Below are 19561 nucleotides of genomic sequence, written 5' to 3'. Positions count from 1 at the left end.
ACCACGATTACCGCTTCTTTTGGATTTTCAGATTAATCACAAATCCCCCCATCATTGGGGAATTGACAGGATAAACGCATGGCAGTCGAAGCGTTCAGCAGCGAGATCACGCTGCGCATCAACGGTGTCGACCACTCCGTCTCCCTGGACAACCGGGTGACCCTCCTGGACGCGCTACGGGAACATCTCGGGCTGACCGGGACGAAAAAGGGATGCGACCACGGGCAGTGCGGGGCGTGCACGGTCCTGCTGGACGGCCGCCGGGTGAACAGTTGCCTGACGCTCGCGGTCATGGCCGCCGGGCAGGAGGTCGTCACCATCGAGGGGGTGGCCGGCCTGGCCGGCTCGAACGATCTGCACCCCGTCCAGCGGGCGTTCCTCGATCACGACGGCTTCCAGTGCGGCTACTGCACGCCGGGCCAGATCTGCTCGGCCATCGGCGCGCTCGACGAGGCGCAACGGGGCTGGCCGAGCAACGTCACCGAGGACGTCGCCGCGGGCGTCGCCTCCAGCGGCGCCCTGGACGCCGAGGAGGTCCGCGAACGGATGAGCGGCAACCTCTGCCGCTGCGGGGCGTACGCCGGAATCGTCGAAGCCGTCCTCGACGCGGCCGGCGGGGGAGGCCCGGACCCGGTTCTCTCCGGGTGGAATCCCGGGAGCGCGCGATGAGGCCCTTCACCTACGAGCGCGCCACCGACCCCGGCGCCGCCGCCACCGCCGTCCTCGACGGCACCGGCACGATGTTCCTGGCCGGCGGTACCAACCTCGTGGACCTGATGAAGCTCGGCGTGGTCGAGCCGGCGACGCTGGTGGACATCACCCGGCTGCCGTACGACCGGATCGAGCACCGGGCCGACGGCGGCGTGCTCATCGGCGCGATGGTGCGCAACAGCGACCTGTCCGGCGACCAGGGCATCAGGGAACGTTTTCCCGCGCTCTCCCAGGCGGTGCTGGCCGGGGCCTCCGGGCAGTTGCGGTCGATGGCCACCACCGGCGGAAACCTGCTGCAGCGCACGCGCTGCCCGTACTTCCAGGACGTCACCAAGCCGTGCAACAAGCGCGAGCCGGGTACCGGCTGCTCGGCGATCGGCGGCGACCACCGCGACCTGGGAGTGATCGGCACCTCCGTCGCGTGCGTGGCCACCAACCCCTCCGACATGGCGGTGGCGATGGCCGCCCTCGACGCCGTGGTGCACATCAGGCTCGCGGGAGGCGACGAGCGGGCGGTCCCGCTCTCCCGCTTCTACCTGCTGCCCGGCGACACTCCGGACCGGGAGACGGTGCTGGAGCCCGGTGACCTGATCACCGGGATCGAGCTGCCCCCACCCCCGGACGGCGCGGCGATGCTGTACCGCAAGGTCCGCGACCGCTGGTCCTACGCGTTCGCGGTGGTCTCGGTCGCGGCGGTGGTCGCGACGGAGGCCGACGGTTCGCTGCGGGAGATCCGGCTGGCGCTGGGCGGGGTGGCCCCCGTGCCGTGGCGGGCCCGGGAGGCCGAGAGGATGCTGGCCGGCCACCGGCCGACCAGGACGCTGCTGCTGGCGGCCGCGGATGCGGAGTTCGTGGCGGCGCGCCCCCTCCCGCGGAACGAGTTCAAGATCGGGCTGGCCGGCGACCTGATCGCGGCGAGCGTCCGAGATCTCACCGAACCGGCGGGGTCCACGGGGAACGGCTTCACTCGGGAGGAGCGGGGATGACCACTCTCGACAAGGTGGTGGGCGGGGCACCGGTCAGGATCGAGGGACGCGACAAGGTCACCGGCGTGGCCCGCTACGCGTACGAGTACCCCGTACCGGACGCCGTCTACGTCTGGCCGGTGCAGTCCACGATCGTCCGGGGGCGGGTGCGCTCCGTCGACGGCGCCGCCGCGCTGGCCCTGCCGGGGGTGATCGCCGTGCTGGACAGCGGCAACGTCTCCCGGCTGCGTCCCGTGCAGGACGCCGAGCTGGCCGTCCTGCAGTCGGCCGACGTCGCCTACCGGGGGCAGATCGTCGCGGCCGTGGTCGCGAACACCCTGGAGGGGGCCCGCGAGGCGGCGTCGGCCGTGCGCGTGGACTACGAGGAGGAGGAGTACGAGGTCGTGCTGGATCCCGGCAGCCCGCGGATCTCCTCTCCGGAGAAGGTCAACGCGGGTCTGACGGGGACGGTCGAGTGGGGTGACGCCGAGAGCGCCCTGGCGGCGGCGCCGGTCGGCGTGGACGCCGCCTACACGACCCCGCCCGAGAACGCCACCCCGATGGAGCCGCACGCCACGATCGCGTTCTGGGAGGGCGAGACCCTGACGCTCTACAACGCCGACCAGGCACCGTGGGTGTCGGCGACCGCGATCGCCCAGCTGTTCGGCCTTCCCGAGAGCGCGGTGAGCGTCGTCGCGGACCACGTCGGCGGCGGTTTCGGGTCGAAGGCGGCGACCCGCCCGCCGACCGTGCTGGCGGCGCTGGCCGCCCGCGCCGTCAGACGACCGGTCAAGGTGGCGATGACCCGGCAGCAGATGTTCGCGCTCGTCAGCTACCGGACGCCCACCGTGCAGCGCGTACGCCTGGGGGCCGAACGCGACGGCAGGCTGACCGCGGTGTGGCACGACGCGCTCCAGCAGAGCTCGAAACTCGTCGAGTACACCGAGCAGACGGTCGCGCCCAGCCGCGTCATGTACGCGACGCCCAACAGCCACACCGTCCACCGGCTCCTGCGGCTGGACGTGCCGAGCCCCTCGTGGATGCGCGCTCCCGGCGAGGCTCCGGGGATGTTCGCCCTGGAGTCGGCGATGGACGAGCTGGCGTACGCCCTCGGGATGGACCCCGTCCAGCTGCGGATCGTCAACGAGCCTTCGGCCGACCCCGAGTCGGGCCTCCCGTTCAGCAGCCGCAACCTGGTCGCCTGCCTGCGTGAGGGGGCGGCACGCTTCGGCTGGGCCGGGCGCGACCCCACGCCGGGCGTCCGCGAGGACGGCCGGTGGCTCGTCGGGACCGGCGTCGCGTCGTCGACCTACCCCGTCTACACCAGCGCGTCCACCGCGGCCGCCTATGCCGAGCCCACGGGCAGGTTCGTGGTCGAGATCGCCGCGGCCGACATCGGCACCGGCGCCCGCACCGCGCTCACCCAGGTCGCCGCCGACGAGCTCGGCGTGCCGATGGACCGGGTCACGGTCAGGGTGGGCCGCAGCGTCTTCGGCCCCGCGGCACTCGCCGGGGGGTCCATGGGCACCTCCTCCTGGAGCTGGGCGGTGAGCAAGGCCTGCCGGGCGCTGGTCAAGGATCTCGACGAGCGGTCCGGCCTGGTCCCCCCGGAGGGCCTGGGAGCACGGGCGGACACCGCCGAGGACCTCGCCGGGTGGAAGCGCTTCGCGCGCCACTCGTTCGGGGCGCAGTTCGCCGAGGTCGGGGTGAACCTCGACAGCGGGCAGGTCCGTGTCGAGCGGCTGCTGGGGGTCTTCGCGTGCGGCCGGATCATCAATGCCAGGACGGCGCGCTCGCAGTTCCTCGGCGGCATGACGATGGGGATCTCCATGGCCCTGCACGAGGCCCTGGAGCTGGACCCCCGGTTCGGCGACTTCGTCAACCACGACCTGGCCGGATACCACATCGCGGCGAACGCCGACGTGCGCGGGATCGAGGCCCACTGGATCGACGAGCAGGACGACGAGCTCAACCCAGTCGGCGCCAAGGGCATCGGCGAGGTGGGGATCGTCGGCACCGCCGCGGCGATCGCCAACGCCGTCTTCCACGCCACCGGTTTCCGGCAGCGGGACCTGCCGATCACCCTTGAGCGGGTACGGGCGGCCATGCGGACCCGATGACGGGGGGCGCGTCCGCCGGTCAGACCCGGTGCGCGCCGGTGCGCGTCAGTCTCTGGTGCGAAGCTGGTCCCGTACGGCGCGGGCCAGGCCGGGGTCGTCGGCGATCACCCCGTCCACTTTGAGCCTGCACAGGCGCTTCAGCCACCTCCTCACCTCTTCGGTGGCGCGCCCGCCGGAGGTGTCGCCCCTGAGTTCCGCCCGGAGCCGCGCGGCGAGCTTGCGAACCGTCGTGGCGTGGACCAGGAGCCCTTCTTCCTGGGCGTTCCTGACCAGCGCGACAGGCGACACCGGCCTGCCGTCGATACCTCCGGGATCACCGGGACCGATCCGCTTGGTGACCACCCCGATGCCGTCGGCATACTCGGCGACCTCCCGCAGCCCCTCCGGGGTGACCATGTCGTCATAGGTGAGCGGGTCACCGGCGCTCGCGAGGTCGTACGGGGCGCCGGTGGCGCCGACGAACTGGATGAGCCGCAGCCGCGTGAGGGGACGCAACCGCTTGAGGTTCCCGGTCTCGAAGGACTGGATGAAGGCCGGGTCCCGCTCGTCGTCCCATCCGTACCGCGCGAAGGTCTCCAGCAACGGCTCCTCGAGCGGCAGCCCGATCGAGGCGAAGTAGGAGGGGAACTTGGTCTCGGCGTAGACGCCCACCCCGTGCTTCTGCGCGAGCTGGACCACCTCGTCGAGCGTCGGGATGCGCTCCGTCCCGTCGTACGCGGTGTTGTCCCGCCGCTCCTTGGGGAAGCGTTCCCTGGCGCGGAGGGTACGCAGCTCCTCCAGGGTGAAGTCCTCGGTGAACCAGCCGGTGTGCCGGATGCCGTTGATGACCTTGGACGTCCTGCGGTCGGCGAACTCGGGATGTCTGGCGATGTCGGTGGTCGCCGAGAGCTCGTTCTCGTGCCGGGCGACCAGCACGTGGTCCTTGGTCGAGACGAGATCGGGCTCGATGTAGTCGGTGCCCATCGAGATGGCGACCGTGTACGCGAGAAGCGTGTGCTCGGGACGGAACGCGCTGGCTCCACGGTGTGCGATGACGATCGGCGTGACCTCGTGGCGGCCGAAATGCCTGGCCTCCGGGTTCGCGGCATGCCCGGCCGCGAAACTCACGGACCGTCCGTCCGTGGAGCTCGCGGGCCGCTCGGCCGTCGAGGCAGCGGATCGTTCGTCCGCGGGGCTCGCGGATCGCGTGCCCGTCGAATCAGCGTGGTGGAGGACACCGATCGCGGCGATCCCTACGAATACGGCCAGCACACCGGCCCGCGCCTTGCTCACCTGTGTACACCCCTCGCTCTGGTTCAGCGGGGGAGACACATTCGCATAAACGGCTATACCCGGACCGGACATGCGATTAACGATCAGAAGCGATTCTGACTGAGATAAGACCACATGACCGTCTCCTGAGGTATTTCCCCGGATGTGTCCCAGTCTTGTCGGCCACAAAAAAAGAGTGAGCGACCAATCGCTCACTCCTCGGTGCGGGAAGGGGAAACCCGGGTCAACAGACGGTCACGCGTCCCTGTTCCCGGACCTGGCCCCGGCCTCACATCCCCGCATCGGCCTCAGGCGGCGATCCGGCACCGTCCGGGCCCCGTCCGGGCCCCGTCCGGCGAACCGGTGGCTCACGGGCCCCGAGCCCGGACGGCGAACCGGCCCTCCACCCGCCCCGACCGCCGAACGGGCACCGTACCGGCTCCCGGCGACGGGCGGGTGTCCTCGCGTCACCGCCCGCGCCCGCCCCGTCCCTCACCCGACCAGCCGTTTCCGTGCCGGTGTCCCCGCCGGTATCCGTACCCGTGACGACGGCGCCGCTCGCCCTGCCTGACCCACGCCGGCCGCGCGAACTCCCGATCCCTGTCGCGCCCGAATTCCCGGTCCCTATGGCGCCCGAACCCCCGGTCCCCGTCGCGCCCGAACCCCCGGTCCCCGTCGCGCCCGAACCCCCATCTCTCGCCGCGCTCGCGCCCCGGATCCCCCCGTCCGGCCGCCCTGGCCCGGTGCCGTCCGCCGTCCGAATATCTCGGCCGCCCGAAGCCCCAGTTCCCCTTGCGCTCGATGCTCGTCCTCGATCGCTCGGCCGTCCGTCCCCCGTTGCCCCAGTTCTTGGTCGTCCAGCCCCCGGCGTGCTTCGGCGTCGAGTGCGCGGGACGCTTGGCACCCCAGCCCGTGGATCGCTCGTTTCCCGACTTCGGGTGCTGGACCGCGCCGAGAGCGGCCACCCCTATGAGTACGGCCACGACCCCGGCTCGCACGATGCTCACCTGGACACACCCCCGCCTTCTGATCATTCGGGGGGTCGTCTCCTGTTGTACGACTTCCTACCCGGATCACCGGGGAGGCTAACGACCGGCGACGGGCGGCGAAGGGGCCGTGACCTGCCGGTTCGGCGAGCACCGCGCCCGGCTCTCGGGCCGTGCGGTACGGCGCGGTCAGGCTCGACGGGTCTTCGACAGGGTCGCGTAGACGATGATGTTGTCGGTGTAGTGACCGGTCCTGCTGTTGTAGACACCACCGCAGGTGATCAGCCGCAGGGTCGCCTCACCGGTGTTGCCGTAGACCCGCTTCGACGGGAAGGCCGCCTTGCTGACCTGTTCCACCCCGTCGACCGTGAACTCCGCGAGGCTTCCGTCGGAACGGGAGACCTTGATCTTGTCTCCGCGCTTGACCTCCTTCAGCCGGCTGAAGACGGCGGCGCCTTTCTTGGTGTTCACATGCCCGAGCACCACCGAGGGCCCCTGCTGCCCGGGAATCGGGCCGTGCTTGTACCAGCCCGCCTGGTTGGGCCTGCTCAGCGGAGGCGTCTGGATCTCCCGCTTGGAGTCGACGCTGAGCGCCATCAGCGGGGCCAGCACGCCGATCTTCGGGATGGCCAGCCGCCGGGGCTTCACACCGTCGCTCTTCAACGGCTCCGGAGGCATGACCACCGGCAGCGGCGGCGCCGCCGTGGGCGCGGCGGCCGTCAGAGGGGCGTCGAGCCCGCCCGGCCCCACGGAGGACGGCGTCACTCCCGCCGGCTGCTGGCCGGCGGCCGGGACCTCCTGGATCTGGATGTTGCTGTCCGCCGCCTGCGGCACGGGCGGGCCGTACGGCTCCTCCTCCAGCGCCGGAGTCAGGTACGCGAGCAGACCCGCCATGATCGCGGCCACCCCGCCGAGCGACCCGGCCACGAGGAGCCCGGCCATCAGCATGCTCCCCTTGGGCTTGGGAGCCGGACCCCGGCCCTGGTAGGGGTCGGGACCGCCCTGCACGGGTCCTTGATACATCCGGCGCCTCCTTCAGCTGTCCCTCTGGCCGCGCGCGTGTGCCGCCCGCCGCCTCATCAAGACCACACCGCCCAGTGCGCTTCCCGTCACCATCGCCGTGCCCGCGCCGAGAAGCCCCAGCCCGGAGCCTCCCCCCGGAGCCTCACCGGTCTGCGCCCCGCCGCTGGGGGTGATGATCACCTGTGGCGCGGTGGGGGTCGGCCTGGTGGGGGTGACGGTGGCGGTCACGGTCAGGGTCGGCTTGGGCGTCGAGGTCGTCGTGCTCCTGGTGGTGCTGTTCGTCCCGCCGTTCTGGTTGCCGTTCTGGTCGCCGTTCGAGCTCGGGGTGACCGTGGGGGTAGGTGTGATCGTGGGAGTGAAGGTGGGGGTGATCGTGGGTGTGACGGAGGGGTCCGAGGTCACGGTGATCGTCGGGCTGGGCGAAGAGGATCCGCCCGGCTCGGAGATCGTGACGTCCACCGAGACCGGCGCGCTGACGAGCGTGCAGGTCGCCCGGTAATCGGCCGGCGGATTCGCCAGCTCCCTCGTGATCACCCGGAAGGCGTCAATGTGTGCGGGCTTGCCGCCATCCATGTTCGTGACGCGGAGGGTGTACTTGCCGTACTTAAGACCGTTGAACCTCCACAGCGTGACCCCACCCTCGTGCGCGGCGTTCGTCGTCGTGCCGTCGGCGTTCTTCGAGGCGTCGACGAAGGACGGCGTGGCGTCCACACCGTCGATCTTGAACCCGACCCTCCCCGCGTCCTTGCTGCGCCGGGCGATGTACTCGACCCCGGTGCCGGTGAACGTGAAGTCGGCGTAGGAGCCCCCCGTGGTCGTACGGTGGAGGTCGCGGCCGTAGTCGCCGATGCTCAGCGGCTCGTTGATCACGGGTTCCCAGTCGCTGTTCGCGTGGTATGTCACCTGGGGGTCGTCGTTGTTGACCACGACCTCACCGGCCGGAGGCATGAAGTCGACGAACAGCCTCCGGGGGCTGACCTTGAGCGTGCCCGCCCTGTCGGTGTGGGCGGAGTCGGAGATCCCGTCGGGAAGCTTCAGGATCTTTCCCGGCTGCAGCTTGCCCGGCTGGTCGACGGAGCCCTTCGGCTGGAGGACGCCGACCCAGCTCCCGGAGACCTGCACGTTCCCGGTGACGAAGACCTTGCCCCCGGGGCCGAAGTAGCCCGGAGAGCCGAACCTTGCCGGGTCGCCGTTCTTGTAGTTGAGGGCCCAGCCGATGTTGAGCGGCTCCCCGACCGTGAGCGTGGTGGGAATCGACACCTTGGTCCGAAGGTTCACCACGCTGCTTCCCAGGGCGATCCCGCCCGTACAGCTGTAGTCGACCACGAGTTCGGCATTGCTGGCACCGGACGCACCGGTGGGCAGCGCGACCAGCGCGCCGCCGACAAGGCACAGGGCCGAAACCGCGAGAGACCTACGGAGCCCAGATCGCCACCGAACCACCACACACTCCGATCACGAAGGCTGCCGTCAACGGGCATACCCATAGCACACCGAGGGTAGATCGTACGGTTTCTACCGTCTTCGCCGCAGCGAGATCGCGGGTGGATCCGAAGACCGTGGCGCACTTGTGATCTGGATGTACCTCTTCATACCTCCACACATCGCACGAACGCGCCGGGTCCGGGTGTACCTGCTGGTAACAGAATCGTATTCTGTGTCACGAGCCGTCATGAGCCGTCGCGAGTCCTAGGAGGCACACCATGCAGCGAGACCTCTTCGAGGAGGAGCACCAGCTCTTCCGGGAGACCGTGCGCGAGTTCCTGGCCCGCGAGGTGGCGCCCCACCACGACCAGTGGGAGAAGGACGGCATCGTCCCCCGCGAGGTGTGGAAGAAGGCCGGAGAGATCGGGATGTTCGGCTTCGGGGTGCCCGAGGAGTTCGGCGGAGCCGGAATCACGGACTTCCGCTACAACGCGGTGATCGTCGAGGAGGTCATCGCGATCGGCGCGTCCGGCCTGGGCTACTCGCTGCACAACGACGTGATGGCGCCGTACTTCGTGGACCTCACCAACGACGAGCAGAAGGCCCGCTGGCTGCCCGGGTTCACCTCCGGCGAGCTGATCACGGCCGTCGCGATGAGCGAGCCCGGCGCGGGCAGCGACCTGCAGGGCATCAGGACGACCGCCGTGCGCGACGGCGACCACTACGTGGTCAACGGCCAGAAGACCTTCATCACCAACGGCATCAACTCCGACCTGGTCGTCACGGTCGCGAAGACCGACCCGGCGGCGGGCGCCCGGGGCATCTCGCTGCTCGTCGTCGAACGGGGCATGGAGGGCTTCACCCGGGGTCGCAACCTGGAGAAGATCGGCATGCACGCCCAGGACACGGCGGAGCTGTTCTTCGACAACGTCAGGGTCCCCGCGGCCAACCTGCTGGGCCCCGAGGAGGGGCAGGGCTTCTTCCAGCTCATGGCCAACCTGCCGCAGGAACGCCTGTCGATCGCGGTGATGGCCGTGGCGGCGGCGGAGACGGTCCTGCGGACGACCATCGAGTACTGCAAGAGCCGCACCGCCTTCGGCCGGAACATCGGCAGCTTCCAGAACACCCGGTTCGTGCTGGCCGAGCTGGACACCGAGGTGGACATCGCCCGCCTCTACGTGGACAGGTGCATCCTGGCCCTCAACGCCGGGGAGCTCACCGCCGTGGACGCCGCCAAGGCGAAGTGGTGGACCACGGAGCTGCAGACCAAGGTCATCGACCGCTGTCTCCAGCTGCACGGCGGCTACGGCTACATGATGGAGTACCCGGTGGCCAAGGCCTGGGTCGACAGCCGCGTCCAGACCATCTACGGCGGCACCACCGAGATCATGAAGGAGATCATCGGCCGCTCCTTCGGTTTCTGAGAAGCACACCTGCTTCCGGGGGACACGCAGCGGCTCCGGGACGCCCCAGCGGGGAAACCGCCGTCCACGCACCCGCGGGACGGCGGTTACCGGTGATCGGCCGGGGTCGTCACCTCTCGCTGATGTCCTCGATCTGGACGGCCACCCCGTCCTTGATCGTCACCTTGGCGAAGAAGGCGCCCCCCTTCTTGATCGCCTTCTGCAACTGCTCCACCGAGCAGCTGTACGGGGCGTTCCCCTCCTTGCAGACCAGCCCCCGCGCGTCGCGGACGACCGTGTACGGCAGCAGGAGGGCTTTCACCTCCTGGTCACTCTCGGAGGTCACGGTGATCCCGTCCACCCCGCGCAGGGCGATCTTCCCGTTCACCGCGGTATCAACTCCCCGGCCCCCGGGAATGCTCGTGGACGGCGACGCCGTGACGAGCGCGTCGACGTCCACGGACGCGGAAACGGACGCGGACGCGGACGGAGAGGGCGAAGAGGACGCGGAGGAAGACGGGGAGAGGGTGACGGACGGGGTGGCGGTCACCGTAACGGTGGCGACGGCCGGCGTGCCGGACGCCCCGGGCGCGGCACTCCCGCCCGAACATGCGGAGAGGCCTGCGCCCAGAACTGCCACCAGCAGGGCACGCGTTACCTTCGATGTTCTGTTCACGAAAGGTAACGATCCCATGGGTTGGGGATTGCGGTTACCGGCCGCACAGGCGGCTCCGCCGACGCATACTGGTCAGCGGAGACTCCCCCGAGGTGGTGACGATGGACAGCGGGCTGATTCTGCTGATCTTCCTGGCGTTCCTGTTCGCCTGGGGCCTGAACCGAGTGCGCCGCGCCCTCCGGTTCGGCCCGGTCGCCTACCTCGGCGTCATGGTCGCGTTCGTCATCGCGATGCTCGCCATCTGGGGACAGACCATCCGCTGACTCCTTCCGCCGGGCCCGGACGTCCTGAAGACGAAGCACCGCCGAGCCGGCCACTCCGAGCCGGCCACCCCCGGATGCCCGTCCCCGGGACCGTACGACGCCCCTACCGGGACGCCTCCAGCAGCACGCTCGTGACCAGCTCCGGGTCGTCGGTCATCGGCAGATGCCCGCAGCCCTTGAGCAGCTTCACCCGCTGCCCCGACCACCTGGCCGCCCGGATGGCCTGCCGGCGCGGGAGCAGCCGGTCGTGCTCGCCCCAGGCGATCGTGACCGGCGCCTTCGGCGGCGCGGGAGGCATCAGCCCCGCGAACGAGGCGAGGGTCTCGTCGAAACCGGAGGAGTCCCCGAGCGACTGGAGGGCGGCGAGCAGCGCCTCGGGCGTGAGCCTCACCGGATGGGCGACCAGGACGCCGGCGCAGAGGATGCGGCCCAGCGGATCTTCCGCGAGGGCTGCGGCCCGTCCGGGGGGAAGACGGCGAGCGGAGACCCTGATGGCACGGAGGACGGCCCGCGTGTACGCGAGCTCGCTGCGGTTCCAGAATCCGGCGGGAGAGAGCGCGGTGGCCGAGCGGACCACCCCGCGCGAGGCCAGTTCGAGGGCGACGTAACCGCCCAGGGAGCTGCCCGCCACGTGAGGGTCGCGCAGGCCGAGCACCGCGAAGAAGGACTCGATCGCGTCGGCCAGGCTTTCTGCCGTGTACGGCGTGCCGGGCGGCAGCGGCGGCGAGACGCCGAACCCCGGGAAGTCGACGGCGATCACGTCCCGCTCGGCGGCGATCCTGTCGAGCACTGGCAGCCATGCCTGCCAGTGATGCCCGATCCCGTGCAGCAGGACCAGCGGGGAACCCGTCCCTCGCCGTTCGAACGCCAGCTCCATACCCCCGAGTCAACCACCGATCGGGGAGGTGTTCCAGCTCTGCCGCGTCTGGTTCAGCGTGACCTGGTGGGGATCTCGAACCAGACTGCCTTGCCCTCCTTGGTGGGGCGGGAACCCCAGCGCTTGGCGAGCTGGTCGACGAGGTAGAGACCGCGTCCGCCCTCGTCGTTCTCCCCCGCGCTGCGGATGCGCGGCAGCCGGAGATCCTGGTCGAAGACCTCGACCCAGACGGACTCCCTGCCCCGGCGGAGCCTGAGCGTGAACTCCTTCTCGTTGACGATCTCGTCTTCGAAGCCGGGGACGTCCCAGGACTCGTCGAACGGCAGCGGAGGGCCGTCCATCGTCAGCTCCCTGCGCGGGATGCTGGCGCTGGCGGCGTGCAGCACGACGTTGGTGACGACCTCGGAGACCAGCAGGCAGGCGAGCTCGGCGCGCTCCTCGGGGACGTTCCAGCCGACGAACGCCTCCGACGCCATCCGGCGCGCCTCCCCGACCATGATCGGCTGGGCGGGAAAGGTGCGCTCCTCGACGGCGAGGTCCTCGGAGGCGGACCTGAGCACGAGGATGGCCATGTCGTCGTCGATCTCGCCGGGCACCGCGACGGTGGCGGCGTCGGCGAGGCGCTCGACGGAGGCGTCACTGATCTCGATGAGCTTGCCGCAGAGCTGCGCCAGCGTCTCCTCGACGTTGGGCGGCCTGCCGTCGGCGTCGCGGATGGGGCGACGGTCGACGAGCCCGTCGGTGTAGAGGAGCAACGCGGCCCCGGGGGGCAGCGTCCGCGTCTCCTCCTTGTAGACCAGGTCGGCGTGCATGCCCTTGGCCCGCACCCCCAGAGGCTGGCCGACCTCGTGGATGTCGAGCTCGGTACAGGTGTCGCCGATGAGCAGCAGCGGAGGCGCGTGACCGGCGTTGGCGAACGACAACTGCCGCGACCAGGCGTCGTACACCAGGTACTGGCAGGTGACGATGGGCGGGACGCTGATGTCGGTGCCGCTCTCGTCCTGCTCGGGGGTGGCGATGATGCGTGTCCACTCGTCGAGCCTGGCGAGGATCTCCGCGGGCGGCTTGTCGTCCTGGGCGAAGGCCCGCAGGGCCGCCCGCAGCTGCCCCATGACCGCCGCGGCCTTGGCTCCCCTGCCCTCGACGTCGCCGATGACGATGCCGACCCGGCCCGCCGACAGCGGGATGACGTCGTACCAGTCACCGCCGACCTGGGTCTGGATGCCCTGCCCGTGGCTGGCCAGGGGGGCGGCCGGGTAGTAGCGGACCGCGATGTCCAGCCCGTCGAGCTGCGGCAGCGCGCGGGGCAGCAGGTGCTTCTGGAAGGACTCCGCGGTGTGCCGCTCCTCCTCGAACAGCAGGGCGTTGTCGACGGCGAGCGCGACCCGGGTGGCGATGGCCCCCACGAAGTCGCGGTCGAAGGCGTCGTAGTGCGGGCTGCGCCGGTCTGTCAGGTTGGACAGCCCCAGGTACATCAGCCCGAGGGTCTCGCCGCGCACGCACAGCGGCGCCACGATGGCCGAGGTCATGCCGATCTCGGCGGCCAGGCGGGTGTTGGCCTCGCCCGGGCTGGGGTAGTTGGTCTGGGAGAAGTCCTCGACGAGGATCGTCTCCTGGCGGCGCAGCGCGATCTCGGCGTAGTGCCCCACCGGGTAGCGGATCTCCGCCCCGAGCGGCGCCCAGGTGTTGGGCGGCGGGCTCCAGCCCTGGACGTGGGTGGAGACCCTGCGGGTCAGCCGTCCCTCCTCCATCAGCTCGATGAAGCAGTGGTCGGCGAACTGCGGGACGAGCATCTCGGCGACGCGCTTGAGCGTCTCCTCGACGTAGAGCGATCCGGCGAGGCGCTCGCCGATCCGCTCCAGCAGGCCGAAGCGGTCCTTCTCCCGCTCGTTGCTGCGCATCGCCTCGCGGGCGGTGATGACGATGCCCGTCACCGCTCCCGAGGGGTGCCGCAGCGGCACGGCCTGTGCCCGTACGTAGATGATCGTGCCGTCCCCGCGCCTGACGTCGAACGTGCCCTCCCAGACGCCGCCCTTGAGGACGTGCTTGGAGAGCTCGACGGCGAGCGGGTGATCCTTCTCCATGATGCCCAGGGAGAGGGACTGGTCACGGGGCCCTGATGTGCCGGGGCGCCCGAACAGCCTTTCCGCGAACGGGTTCCAGTAGAGAAGGTTGCTGAACCTGTCGGTGACGACCACCGCCATCTCAGCGTGATCCAGGACGGAGCCGGCCGTAAGGTGATCAGCGGCGTCCTGGGAAACATCCCCCCACCGCTTCATCCGGTGACCGCCCGTCGTGGGCGGGTGTGTGCAAAGCGAACCACGGTTGCTCCTGCAGTCTCGGCCTGGGAGCGGAGGGACTCCCGAACGGGATCCAACCGAGCTAAGGGGCCTCGGTCAGCGTGTGGAGACGAAAACGTGCGCGGCAATCTCTCGCGGGAGATCCGCAAGAAAATTGTCCGCCTCGTCGTCACCTGTCACCCGCACACCGTCGTCGCTCGCCGCGAGCGTCACCTCGCGTCCGGGTTGTATCCCAACTTGCTTGAGTTTAAGCATCACAGCCGGATCGCTTTGCACTTGTTCGCTAATTCGCCGCACGACAACGGGTATATCTCTGGGTCCGGCCATCGCCGCCATCGACGGCAGCGACTCCGGCCTCCCGCCGGGAACGCCGGGAACGCCGAGTTCCTCGAGGCCGGGTATCGGATTGCCGTGCGGATCCTCGGTGGGATTGTTGAGCAGGCTGACGAGCCTGGCCTCCACGGATTCGGACATGACGTGCTCCCAGCGGCACGCCTCGATGTGCACCTCTTCCCAGGGCAGGCCGATGACCTGGGTGAGCAGGCACTCGGCGAGGCGGTGCTTGCGCATGACGCGGGTCGCGAGCGTGCGCCCCAGGTCGGTCATGGTCAGGTGGCGGTCGCCCTCGACACGGACCAGGCCGTCACGCTCCATCCGGGCGACCGTCTGGCTGACGGTGGGTCCGCTCTGCTGGAGGCGCTCGGCGATGCGCGCGCGCAGGGGGACGATGCCCTCCTCCTCCAGCTCGAAGATCGTACGAAGGTACATCTCCGTTGTGTCGATCAGGCCGTGTGCGGTCAAGGTTCCTCCCGTCCTCTCTCGATGCTACGTCCATCGCGCGGTGTTCCCGGGAGGGCGGCGCGGGACCTCGGAAGTTTGAGAAGACGACCCTATTGGGAGAACAGCCCACGATGACAAAGGACGGCAACGCCGGAGGGCGCCAAATCCTTCCCTAGCTGCTCAAACGCTACGCGTGAGCGGGCGATATTTTCTGAAGGCCGGAACGGCCAGTCCCACCGCGACCACGGCCACCGCGCAGGCGATCCCGCCGCCCACCCAGGCCCACGTGGCGCCGAACCACGAGGCGGTGCCCCCGGCCCGCAGATCCCCCAGCCTGGGGCCTCCCGCGACGACCACCATGAAGACCCCCTGCATCCTCCCGCGCATGTCGTCGGGCGCGTGGGTCTGCAGGATCGTCTGCCGCCACACCGCGGAGATCAGGTCGGCGGCCCCGCCGAACGCCAGCAGGGCGACCATCAGCCACAGCTGCTCGGCGAGCCCGGCCGCGGCGACGGTGAGCCCCCACGCGGCGATCACGTACGTGAGCGCCAGTCCCTGGCGCCGGACCCGGCCCACCCAGCCCGACAGCAGGCCGCCGAGCACCGAGCCGATGGCGATGCTGGCCGAAAGCCAGCCGAACGCGATCGGGGAACCGCCGAACCGCTCGTCCACGATCTCCGGGAACAGCGCCCTGGGCAGCGCGAACGCCATGGCGATCAGGTCGACGACGAACGACATCAGCACGACCGGGTGCCCGGATACGTAGCGCAGGCCGTCCACCACCGACCGCAGTCCCGGGCGGGTCACCTCGCCGACCGGTTCGAGCCTCGGCAGCCGCACCGCGGCGTAGAAACCGGCGCCGAACAGCAGCGCGTCGATCAGGTAGGCGATGGCGAAGCCGCTCTGGGCGAGCACGACCCCGCCGACCAGGGGCCCGATGACGGTGCCGAGGCCGCCCACCAGGAAGTTGAGGGTGTTGGCCGCGGGGATCAGGTCGGCGGGGACCAGCCTGGGGATGATCGCGCCCCTGGTCGGCCCGGTGATGGCGAACCCGGTGGCGTGTACGGCCACGGTGGCCAGCAGCAGGCCGACGCCGGTCGAGCCCAGGGCGGCCTGGACCAGGAGCGCGAGCGTCCCCGACCATGCGATCAGCGCGCCGATCATGAGGAGCCTGCGCCGGTCCACCGCGTCGGCGATCGCGCCTCCCCACAGCCCGAAGACGACCAGGGGGATCAGATTGGCGGGGCCGAGCATGCCGACCCAGAAGGACGACTTCGTGATGTCGTAGATCTGGGCGCTGACGGCCACCGAGGTGAGCTGGAATCCGATGAACGACACGCCCTGACCTGCCCAGAGCCGCCGGTAGGCGGGTATGGCGAGCGGGCGCGTATCAGCCGCGTGTCTGCGGACGAAGTCCCCGAAACCCACCCCGTTACCTCTCTACCTGACATACATGGATATATCAGTAAAGAGCGGGCAGAGTCTCAAGGGGCCAGGCGTTCGACGATCCAGGTGGCGCCGGAGCGCCGGTAACGGAGGCGGTCATGCATGCGGTCGGTGCGGCCCTGCCAGAACTCCACCTCGGACGGCACCACGCGCAGCCCGCCCCAGAAATCGGGGATCGGCGGATCCTCGGGCCAGCGCTCCGCCAGCTCCTCGTAGCGGGCGTCCAGCTCGTCCCTGGAGTGCACGACCGCCGACTGCCGCGACGCCCACGCGCCGATCCGCGACCCGTAGGGCCGGGACCTGAAGTAGGCGGCCGACTCCTCGCGCGGCAGCCGCACCACCGCGCCCTCCACCCGCACCTGGCGGCGGATGGAGTGCCAGGGGAACAGCAGGGCGGCCCGCGGGTTCTCCGCCAGGTCCCGGCCCTTGCGCGACTCGTAGTTGGTGTAGAAGACGAACCCGTTCTCGTCGTAGCCCTTGAGCAGCACGGTCCTGGCCGTCGGCCGTCCACCCGCCGAGGCGGTCGCCAGCACGGTCGCGTTCGGCTCGGGAAGCCCGGCGTCCACGGCCTCGCCGAACCAGAGGGCGAACTGCGAGAAGGGGTCGGGGGCGAGGTCTGCCTCGATCAGGGGCAGCCCCTGGTACGTGCGTCGAAGGCCCGCCATCGAAGGCGGTCGCGATGTGGCATCCACGGGAAGGTATTCTCCCGTGCCGAACAGGAAGCCCGCGCGGCGCCCCCCACCTGGGGCGATCGCGTTCCGGCGGGTCCGGCGGCACACCGCCTCGGCCCAGGGGGTTGAATATGACCCGCCGGTATCTCGACATCAAGGCTTTGACTTCAAGAAAGGGAGGCAGCCGAGAATGTCCGACTTCAAACCCGGGCTCGAAGGCGTTGTAGCTTTCGAGACGGAGATCGCGGAACCGGACAAAGAAGGGGGCGCCCTTCGTTACCGGGGCGTCGACATTGAAGAGCTGGTCGGCCGCGTCTCTTTCGGACACGTGTGGGGCCTGCTTGTCGACAACGAGTTCCAGCCGGGTCTGTCCCCGGCCGAGCCCTTCCCCGTCCCCGTCCATTCCGGTGACATCCGCGTCGACGTGCAGAGCGCGCTGGCCATGCTGGCCCCCGCGTACGGCTTCAGGCCGCTGCTCGACATCGACGACGAGCAGGCCCGCGCCGACCTGGCCCAGGCCAGTGTGAACGCACTGAGTTTCGTCGCGCAGTCCTCGCGCGGCCTGGGGAAGCCGATGGTCCCCCAGAGCGAGGTCGACAAGGGTGAGAGCATCGTCGAGCGGTTCATGATCCGCTGGCAGGGCGATCCCGATCCCAAGCACGTCAAGGCCATCGACGCCTACTGGACGTCCGCCGCCGAGCACGGCATGAACGCCTCCACCTTCACCGCCAGGGTCATCGCCTCCACCGGAGCCGACGTCGCCGCGGCGCTGAGCGGTGCGGTCGGCGCCATGTCCGGGCCGCTCCACGGCGGTGCGCCCGCGCGCGTGCTGCACATGATCGAGGGCGTCGAGCAGGTCGGCGACGCCAAGAAGTACGTCCAGTCGGAGCTCGACAAGGGCCAGCGCCTGATGGGCTTCGGTCACCGCGTCTACCGTGCCGAGGACCCCCGGGCACGCGTGCTCCGCCGCACCGCCAAGGAGCTCGACGCACCGCGTTACGAGGTCGCCGCGGCGCTGGAGAAGGCCGCGCTGGAGGAACTGCACGCCCGCAAGCCCGACCGGGTGCTCGCCACCAACGTCGAGTACTGGGCCGCGGTCATCCTGGACTTCGCCAAGGTTCCCTCGTCCATGTTCACCTCCATGTTCACCTGCGCCCGCACCGCGGGCTGGGCCGCCCACATCCTGGAGCAGAAGCGCACGGGCAGGCTTGTCCGCCCCAGCGCCGACTACGTGGGTCCGTCCCAGCGCTCGGTCCAGGACGTCCCCGGAGGCAGCGAGGTCGTCCACCCCTTCTGATTCCCCCTCCTGTACGGCTGTCGCGCGGCGTCTCGCGCGGCAGCCGTCGCCGGTTCCGGCCCTCCACACCCCCGGACCGTCCCGCCCGGCCCCGTGATCACCCAGCCCTGCCCAAAACCCCGCCACGGCTCGTCTCAGAATCCGGACCCCGTCCTGGTCCGATCCTCGGGCTCAGTAGGCTGGTCAGGTGGCTGACATCGTGATTCCCTCTGACATCAAGCCCGCCGACGGCCGTTTCGGCTGCGGGCCCTCGAAGGTGCGCCCCGAGCAGCTGTCGGCTCTCGCGGCCTCCGGATCCAGTGTCCTGGGCACCTCTCACCGCCAGAAGCCGGTCAAGTCGCTGGTCGGGCGCGTTCGCGCGGGGCTCTCCGAGCTGTTCTCCCTCCCGGAGGGGTACGAGGTCGTCCTGGGCAACGGCGGCACCACCGCGTTCTGGGACATCGCCGCCTTCGGGCTGATCCGCGAGCGGTCCCAGCACCTGCACTTCGGTGAGTTCTCCTCCAAGTTCGCCTCCGTGGCGGCCAAGGCCCCGTGGCTGGGCGACCCGACCGTGATCAAGTCGGAGGTCGGCAGCCACCCCGAGGCCCGGCTGGAGGAGGGCGTCGACGTCTACGCGCTCACCCACAACGAGACCTCGACCGGCGTCGCGATGCCGATCAGGCGCGTGGGCGAGGAGGGCTCGCTCGTGCTGGTCGACGCCACCTCGGGGGCGGGCGGCCTGCCCGTCGAGGCGAGCGAGTTCGACGTCTACTACTTCGCGCCGCAGAAGAGCTTCGCCTCCGACGGCGGCCTCTGGATCGCCCTGATGTCCCCGGCCGCGCTGACCAGGGTCGACGAGATCGCCGCCGGCGGCCGCTACGTCCCCGAGTTCTTCAGCCTTCCGGTGGCGATCGACAACTCCTCCAAGGACCAGACGTACAACACCCCGTCGGTCGCCACGCTCTTCCTGCTCGCCGAGCAGATCGAGTGGATGAACGGCAACGGCGGCCTGGCCTGGACGACCGCCCGCACGGCCGACTCGGCCCAGCGCCTCTACACCTGGGCGGAGAAGACCTCCTACACCACCCCGTTCGCGGGTCCGGAGTTCCGCTCCAACGTGGTCGGCACGATCGACTTCTCCGACGGCGTCGACGCCTCCGCGATCGCCAAGGTCCTGCGGGCCAACGGCATCGTCGACACCGAGCCCTACCGCAAGCTCGGCCGCAACCAGCTGCGCGTCGCGATGTTCCCCTCGATCGACCCCGACGACGTCGAGGCCCTGACCACCTGCGTCGACTACGTCGTCGAGCGCCTGTAGTCCCCGGCTCCCGCCCGGGAGCCGGAATCCGTTCCGCCCGTCCGGCGGTGACGGCCACGGCCTCCGCTCC

Annotated in this window: 17 protein-coding genes; 7 read left to right on the top strand and 10 right to left on the bottom strand. The window is 70.1% G+C overall.

The window, feature by feature from the left end:
• Positions 1-78: 78 nt before the first annotated feature.
• The 3 genes from ACTOQ3_RS08230 to ACTOQ3_RS08220 are packed head-to-tail and all read left to right on the top strand — an operon-like array spanning position 79 to position 3796.
• On the top strand, positions 79-669 hold the full coding sequence (locus tag ACTOQ3_RS08230; RefSeq protein WP_440082788.1) for a 2Fe-2S iron-sulfur cluster-binding protein: 591 nt from the start codon (positions 79-81) through the stop codon (positions 667-669).
• The gene (locus ACTOQ3_RS08225; protein WP_440082787.1) at positions 666-1697 is read left to right on the top strand and encodes an FAD binding domain-containing protein; all 1032 of its coding nucleotides are present in this window, start codon (positions 666-668) and stop codon (positions 1695-1697) included. The genes ACTOQ3_RS08230 and ACTOQ3_RS08225 overlap by 4 nt, the downstream gene beginning before the upstream one ends.
• A complete protein-coding gene (locus ACTOQ3_RS08220; protein ID WP_440082786.1) occupies positions 1694-3796 on the top strand; it encodes a xanthine dehydrogenase family protein molybdopterin-binding subunit in 2103 nt (700 codons plus the stop codon). The genes ACTOQ3_RS08225 and ACTOQ3_RS08220 overlap by 4 nt, the downstream gene beginning before the upstream one ends.
• 45 nt (positions 3797-3841) lie before the next feature.
• Here ACTOQ3_RS08220 and ACTOQ3_RS08215 read toward each other — a convergent pair whose 3' ends face one another.
• From ACTOQ3_RS08215 to ACTOQ3_RS08200, 4 genes are all read right to left on the bottom strand, one after another.
• A complete protein-coding gene (locus ACTOQ3_RS08215; RefSeq protein ID WP_440082785.1) occupies positions 3842-4903 on the bottom strand; it encodes a glycerophosphodiester phosphodiesterase family protein in 1062 nt (353 codons plus the stop codon).
• 611 nt (positions 4904-5514) lie between these two features.
• Positions 5515-6054 carry a hypothetical protein gene (locus tag ACTOQ3_RS08210; RefSeq protein ID WP_440082784.1) on the bottom strand — a complete coding sequence of 180 codons (540 nt, stop codon included), beginning with the start codon at positions 6052-6054 and terminating at the stop codon, positions 5515-5517.
• Positions 6055-6222: 168 nt separating this feature from the next.
• Positions 6223-7056 (bottom strand): class F sortase, encoded by an 834-nt coding sequence (locus tag ACTOQ3_RS08205; protein WP_440082783.1) that lies wholly within the window; start codon positions 7054-7056, stop codon positions 6223-6225.
• 12 nt (positions 7057-7068) lie between these two features.
• Complete coding sequence (locus ACTOQ3_RS08200; RefSeq protein ID WP_440082782.1) at positions 7069-8499, bottom strand: hypothetical protein; 1431 nt, start codon at positions 8497-8499, stop codon at positions 7069-7071.
• Between the two features lie 260 nt (positions 8500-8759).
• On the opposite strand from ACTOQ3_RS08200, the gene ACTOQ3_RS08195 reads away from it, so the two are divergent.
• The gene (locus ACTOQ3_RS08195) at positions 8760-9905 is read left to right on the top strand and encodes an acyl-CoA dehydrogenase family protein (RefSeq protein WP_440082781.1); all 1146 of its coding nucleotides are present in this window, start codon (positions 8760-8762) and stop codon (positions 9903-9905) included.
• A 109-nt stretch (positions 9906-10014) separates the two neighbouring features.
• On the opposite strand, the gene ACTOQ3_RS08190 is transcribed toward ACTOQ3_RS08195, so the two are convergent.
• Complete coding sequence (locus ACTOQ3_RS08190; protein ID WP_440082780.1) at positions 10015-10272, bottom strand: hypothetical protein; 258 nt, start codon at positions 10270-10272, stop codon at positions 10015-10017.
• Positions 10273-10661: 389 nt separating this feature from the next.
• On the opposite strand from ACTOQ3_RS08190, the gene ACTOQ3_RS08185 reads away from it, so the two are divergent.
• Positions 10662-10823: a hypothetical protein gene (locus ACTOQ3_RS08185; RefSeq protein ID WP_436761249.1), complete on the top strand. Its 162-nt coding sequence runs from the start codon at positions 10662-10664 to the stop codon at positions 10821-10823.
• Positions 10824-10926: 103 nt separating this feature from the next.
• On the opposite strand, the gene ACTOQ3_RS08180 is transcribed toward ACTOQ3_RS08185, so the two are convergent.
• The 5 genes from ACTOQ3_RS08180 to pdxH all read right to left on the bottom strand — a co-directional run bounded on the left by ACTOQ3_RS08180 (position 10927) and on the right by pdxH (position 16891).
• Positions 10927-11700 carry an alpha/beta fold hydrolase gene (locus ACTOQ3_RS08180; protein ID WP_440082779.1) on the bottom strand — a complete coding sequence of 258 codons (774 nt, stop codon included), beginning with the start codon at positions 11698-11700 and terminating at the stop codon, positions 10927-10929.
• Positions 11701-11753: 53 nt separating this feature from the next.
• Positions 11754-13979, bottom strand: coding sequence for a SpoIIE family protein phosphatase (locus tag ACTOQ3_RS08175; RefSeq protein WP_440082778.1), 2226 nt, complete (start codon positions 13977-13979; stop codon positions 11754-11756).
• A gap of 117 nt (positions 13980-14096) precedes the next feature.
• Positions 14097-14801 carry a metal-dependent transcriptional regulator gene (locus tag ACTOQ3_RS08170; protein WP_440082777.1) on the bottom strand — a complete coding sequence of 235 codons (705 nt, stop codon included), beginning with the start codon at positions 14799-14801 and terminating at the stop codon, positions 14097-14099.
• Between the two features lie 159 nt (positions 14802-14960).
• Positions 14961-16208 carry an MFS transporter gene (locus tag ACTOQ3_RS08165; protein WP_440082776.1) on the bottom strand — a complete coding sequence of 416 codons (1248 nt, stop codon included), beginning with the start codon at positions 16206-16208 and terminating at the stop codon, positions 14961-14963.
• A 56-nt stretch (positions 16209-16264) separates the two neighbouring features.
• Complete coding sequence (gene pdxH / locus ACTOQ3_RS08160) at positions 16265-16891, bottom strand: pyridoxamine 5'-phosphate oxidase (protein WP_440070910.1); 627 nt, start codon at positions 16889-16891, stop codon at positions 16265-16267.
• A 196-nt stretch (positions 16892-17087) separates the two neighbouring features.
• Here pdxH and ACTOQ3_RS08155 point away from each other — a divergent pair, with 196 nt between their 5' ends.
• A complete protein-coding gene (locus ACTOQ3_RS08155) occupies positions 17088-18194 on the top strand; it encodes a citrate synthase 2 (protein WP_440082775.1) in 1107 nt (368 codons plus the stop codon).
• A 187-nt stretch (positions 18195-18381) separates the two neighbouring features.
• Positions 18382-19491 carry a phosphoserine transaminase gene (serC, locus tag ACTOQ3_RS08150; protein ID WP_440082774.1) on the top strand — a complete coding sequence of 370 codons (1110 nt, stop codon included), beginning with the start codon at positions 18382-18384 and terminating at the stop codon, positions 19489-19491.
• Positions 19492-19561 lie beyond the last annotated feature (70 nt).

The sequence above is a fragment of the Streptosporangium sp. LJ11 genome (assembly GCF_051918945.1).
Lineage (GTDB): Bacteria > Actinomycetota > Actinomycetes > Streptosporangiales > Streptosporangiaceae > Streptosporangium.
This window is presented reverse-complemented; position numbering and strand designations above follow the sequence as displayed.

Coding starts and splice junctions, on each gene's coding strand:
- ACTOQ3_RS08230 (WP_440082788.1), top strand. CDS start 79: ATGGCAGTCGAAGCGTTCAGCAGCGAGATCACGCTGCGCATCAACGGT.
- ACTOQ3_RS08185 (WP_436761249.1), top strand. CDS start 10,662: ATGGACAGCGGGCTGATTCTGCTGATCTTCCTGGCGTTCCTGTTCGCC.
- ACTOQ3_RS08195 (WP_440082781.1), top strand. CDS start 8,760: ATGCAGCGAGACCTCTTCGAGGAGGAGCACCAGCTCTTCCGGGAGACC.
- ACTOQ3_RS08205 (WP_440082783.1), bottom strand. CDS start 7,056: ATGTATCAAGGACCCGTGCAGGGCGGTCCCGACCCCTACCAGGGCCGG.
- ACTOQ3_RS08155 (WP_440082775.1), top strand. CDS start 17,088: ATGTCCGACTTCAAACCCGGGCTCGAAGGCGTTGTAGCTTTCGAGACG.
- pdxH (WP_440070910.1), bottom strand. CDS start 16,891: ATGGCGGGCCTTCGACGCACGTACCAGGGGCTGCCCCTGATCGAGGCA.
- ACTOQ3_RS08225 (WP_440082787.1), top strand. CDS start 666: ATGAGGCCCTTCACCTACGAGCGCGCCACCGACCCCGGCGCCGCCGCC.
- ACTOQ3_RS08180 (WP_440082779.1), bottom strand. CDS start 11,700: ATGGAGCTGGCGTTCGAACGGCGAGGGACGGGTTCCCCGCTGGTCCTG.
- ACTOQ3_RS08175 (WP_440082778.1), bottom strand. CDS start 13,979: ATGAAGCGGTGGGGGGATGTTTCCCAGGACGCCGCTGATCACCTTACG.
- ACTOQ3_RS08220 (WP_440082786.1), top strand. CDS start 1,694: ATGACCACTCTCGACAAGGTGGTGGGCGGGGCACCGGTCAGGATCGAG.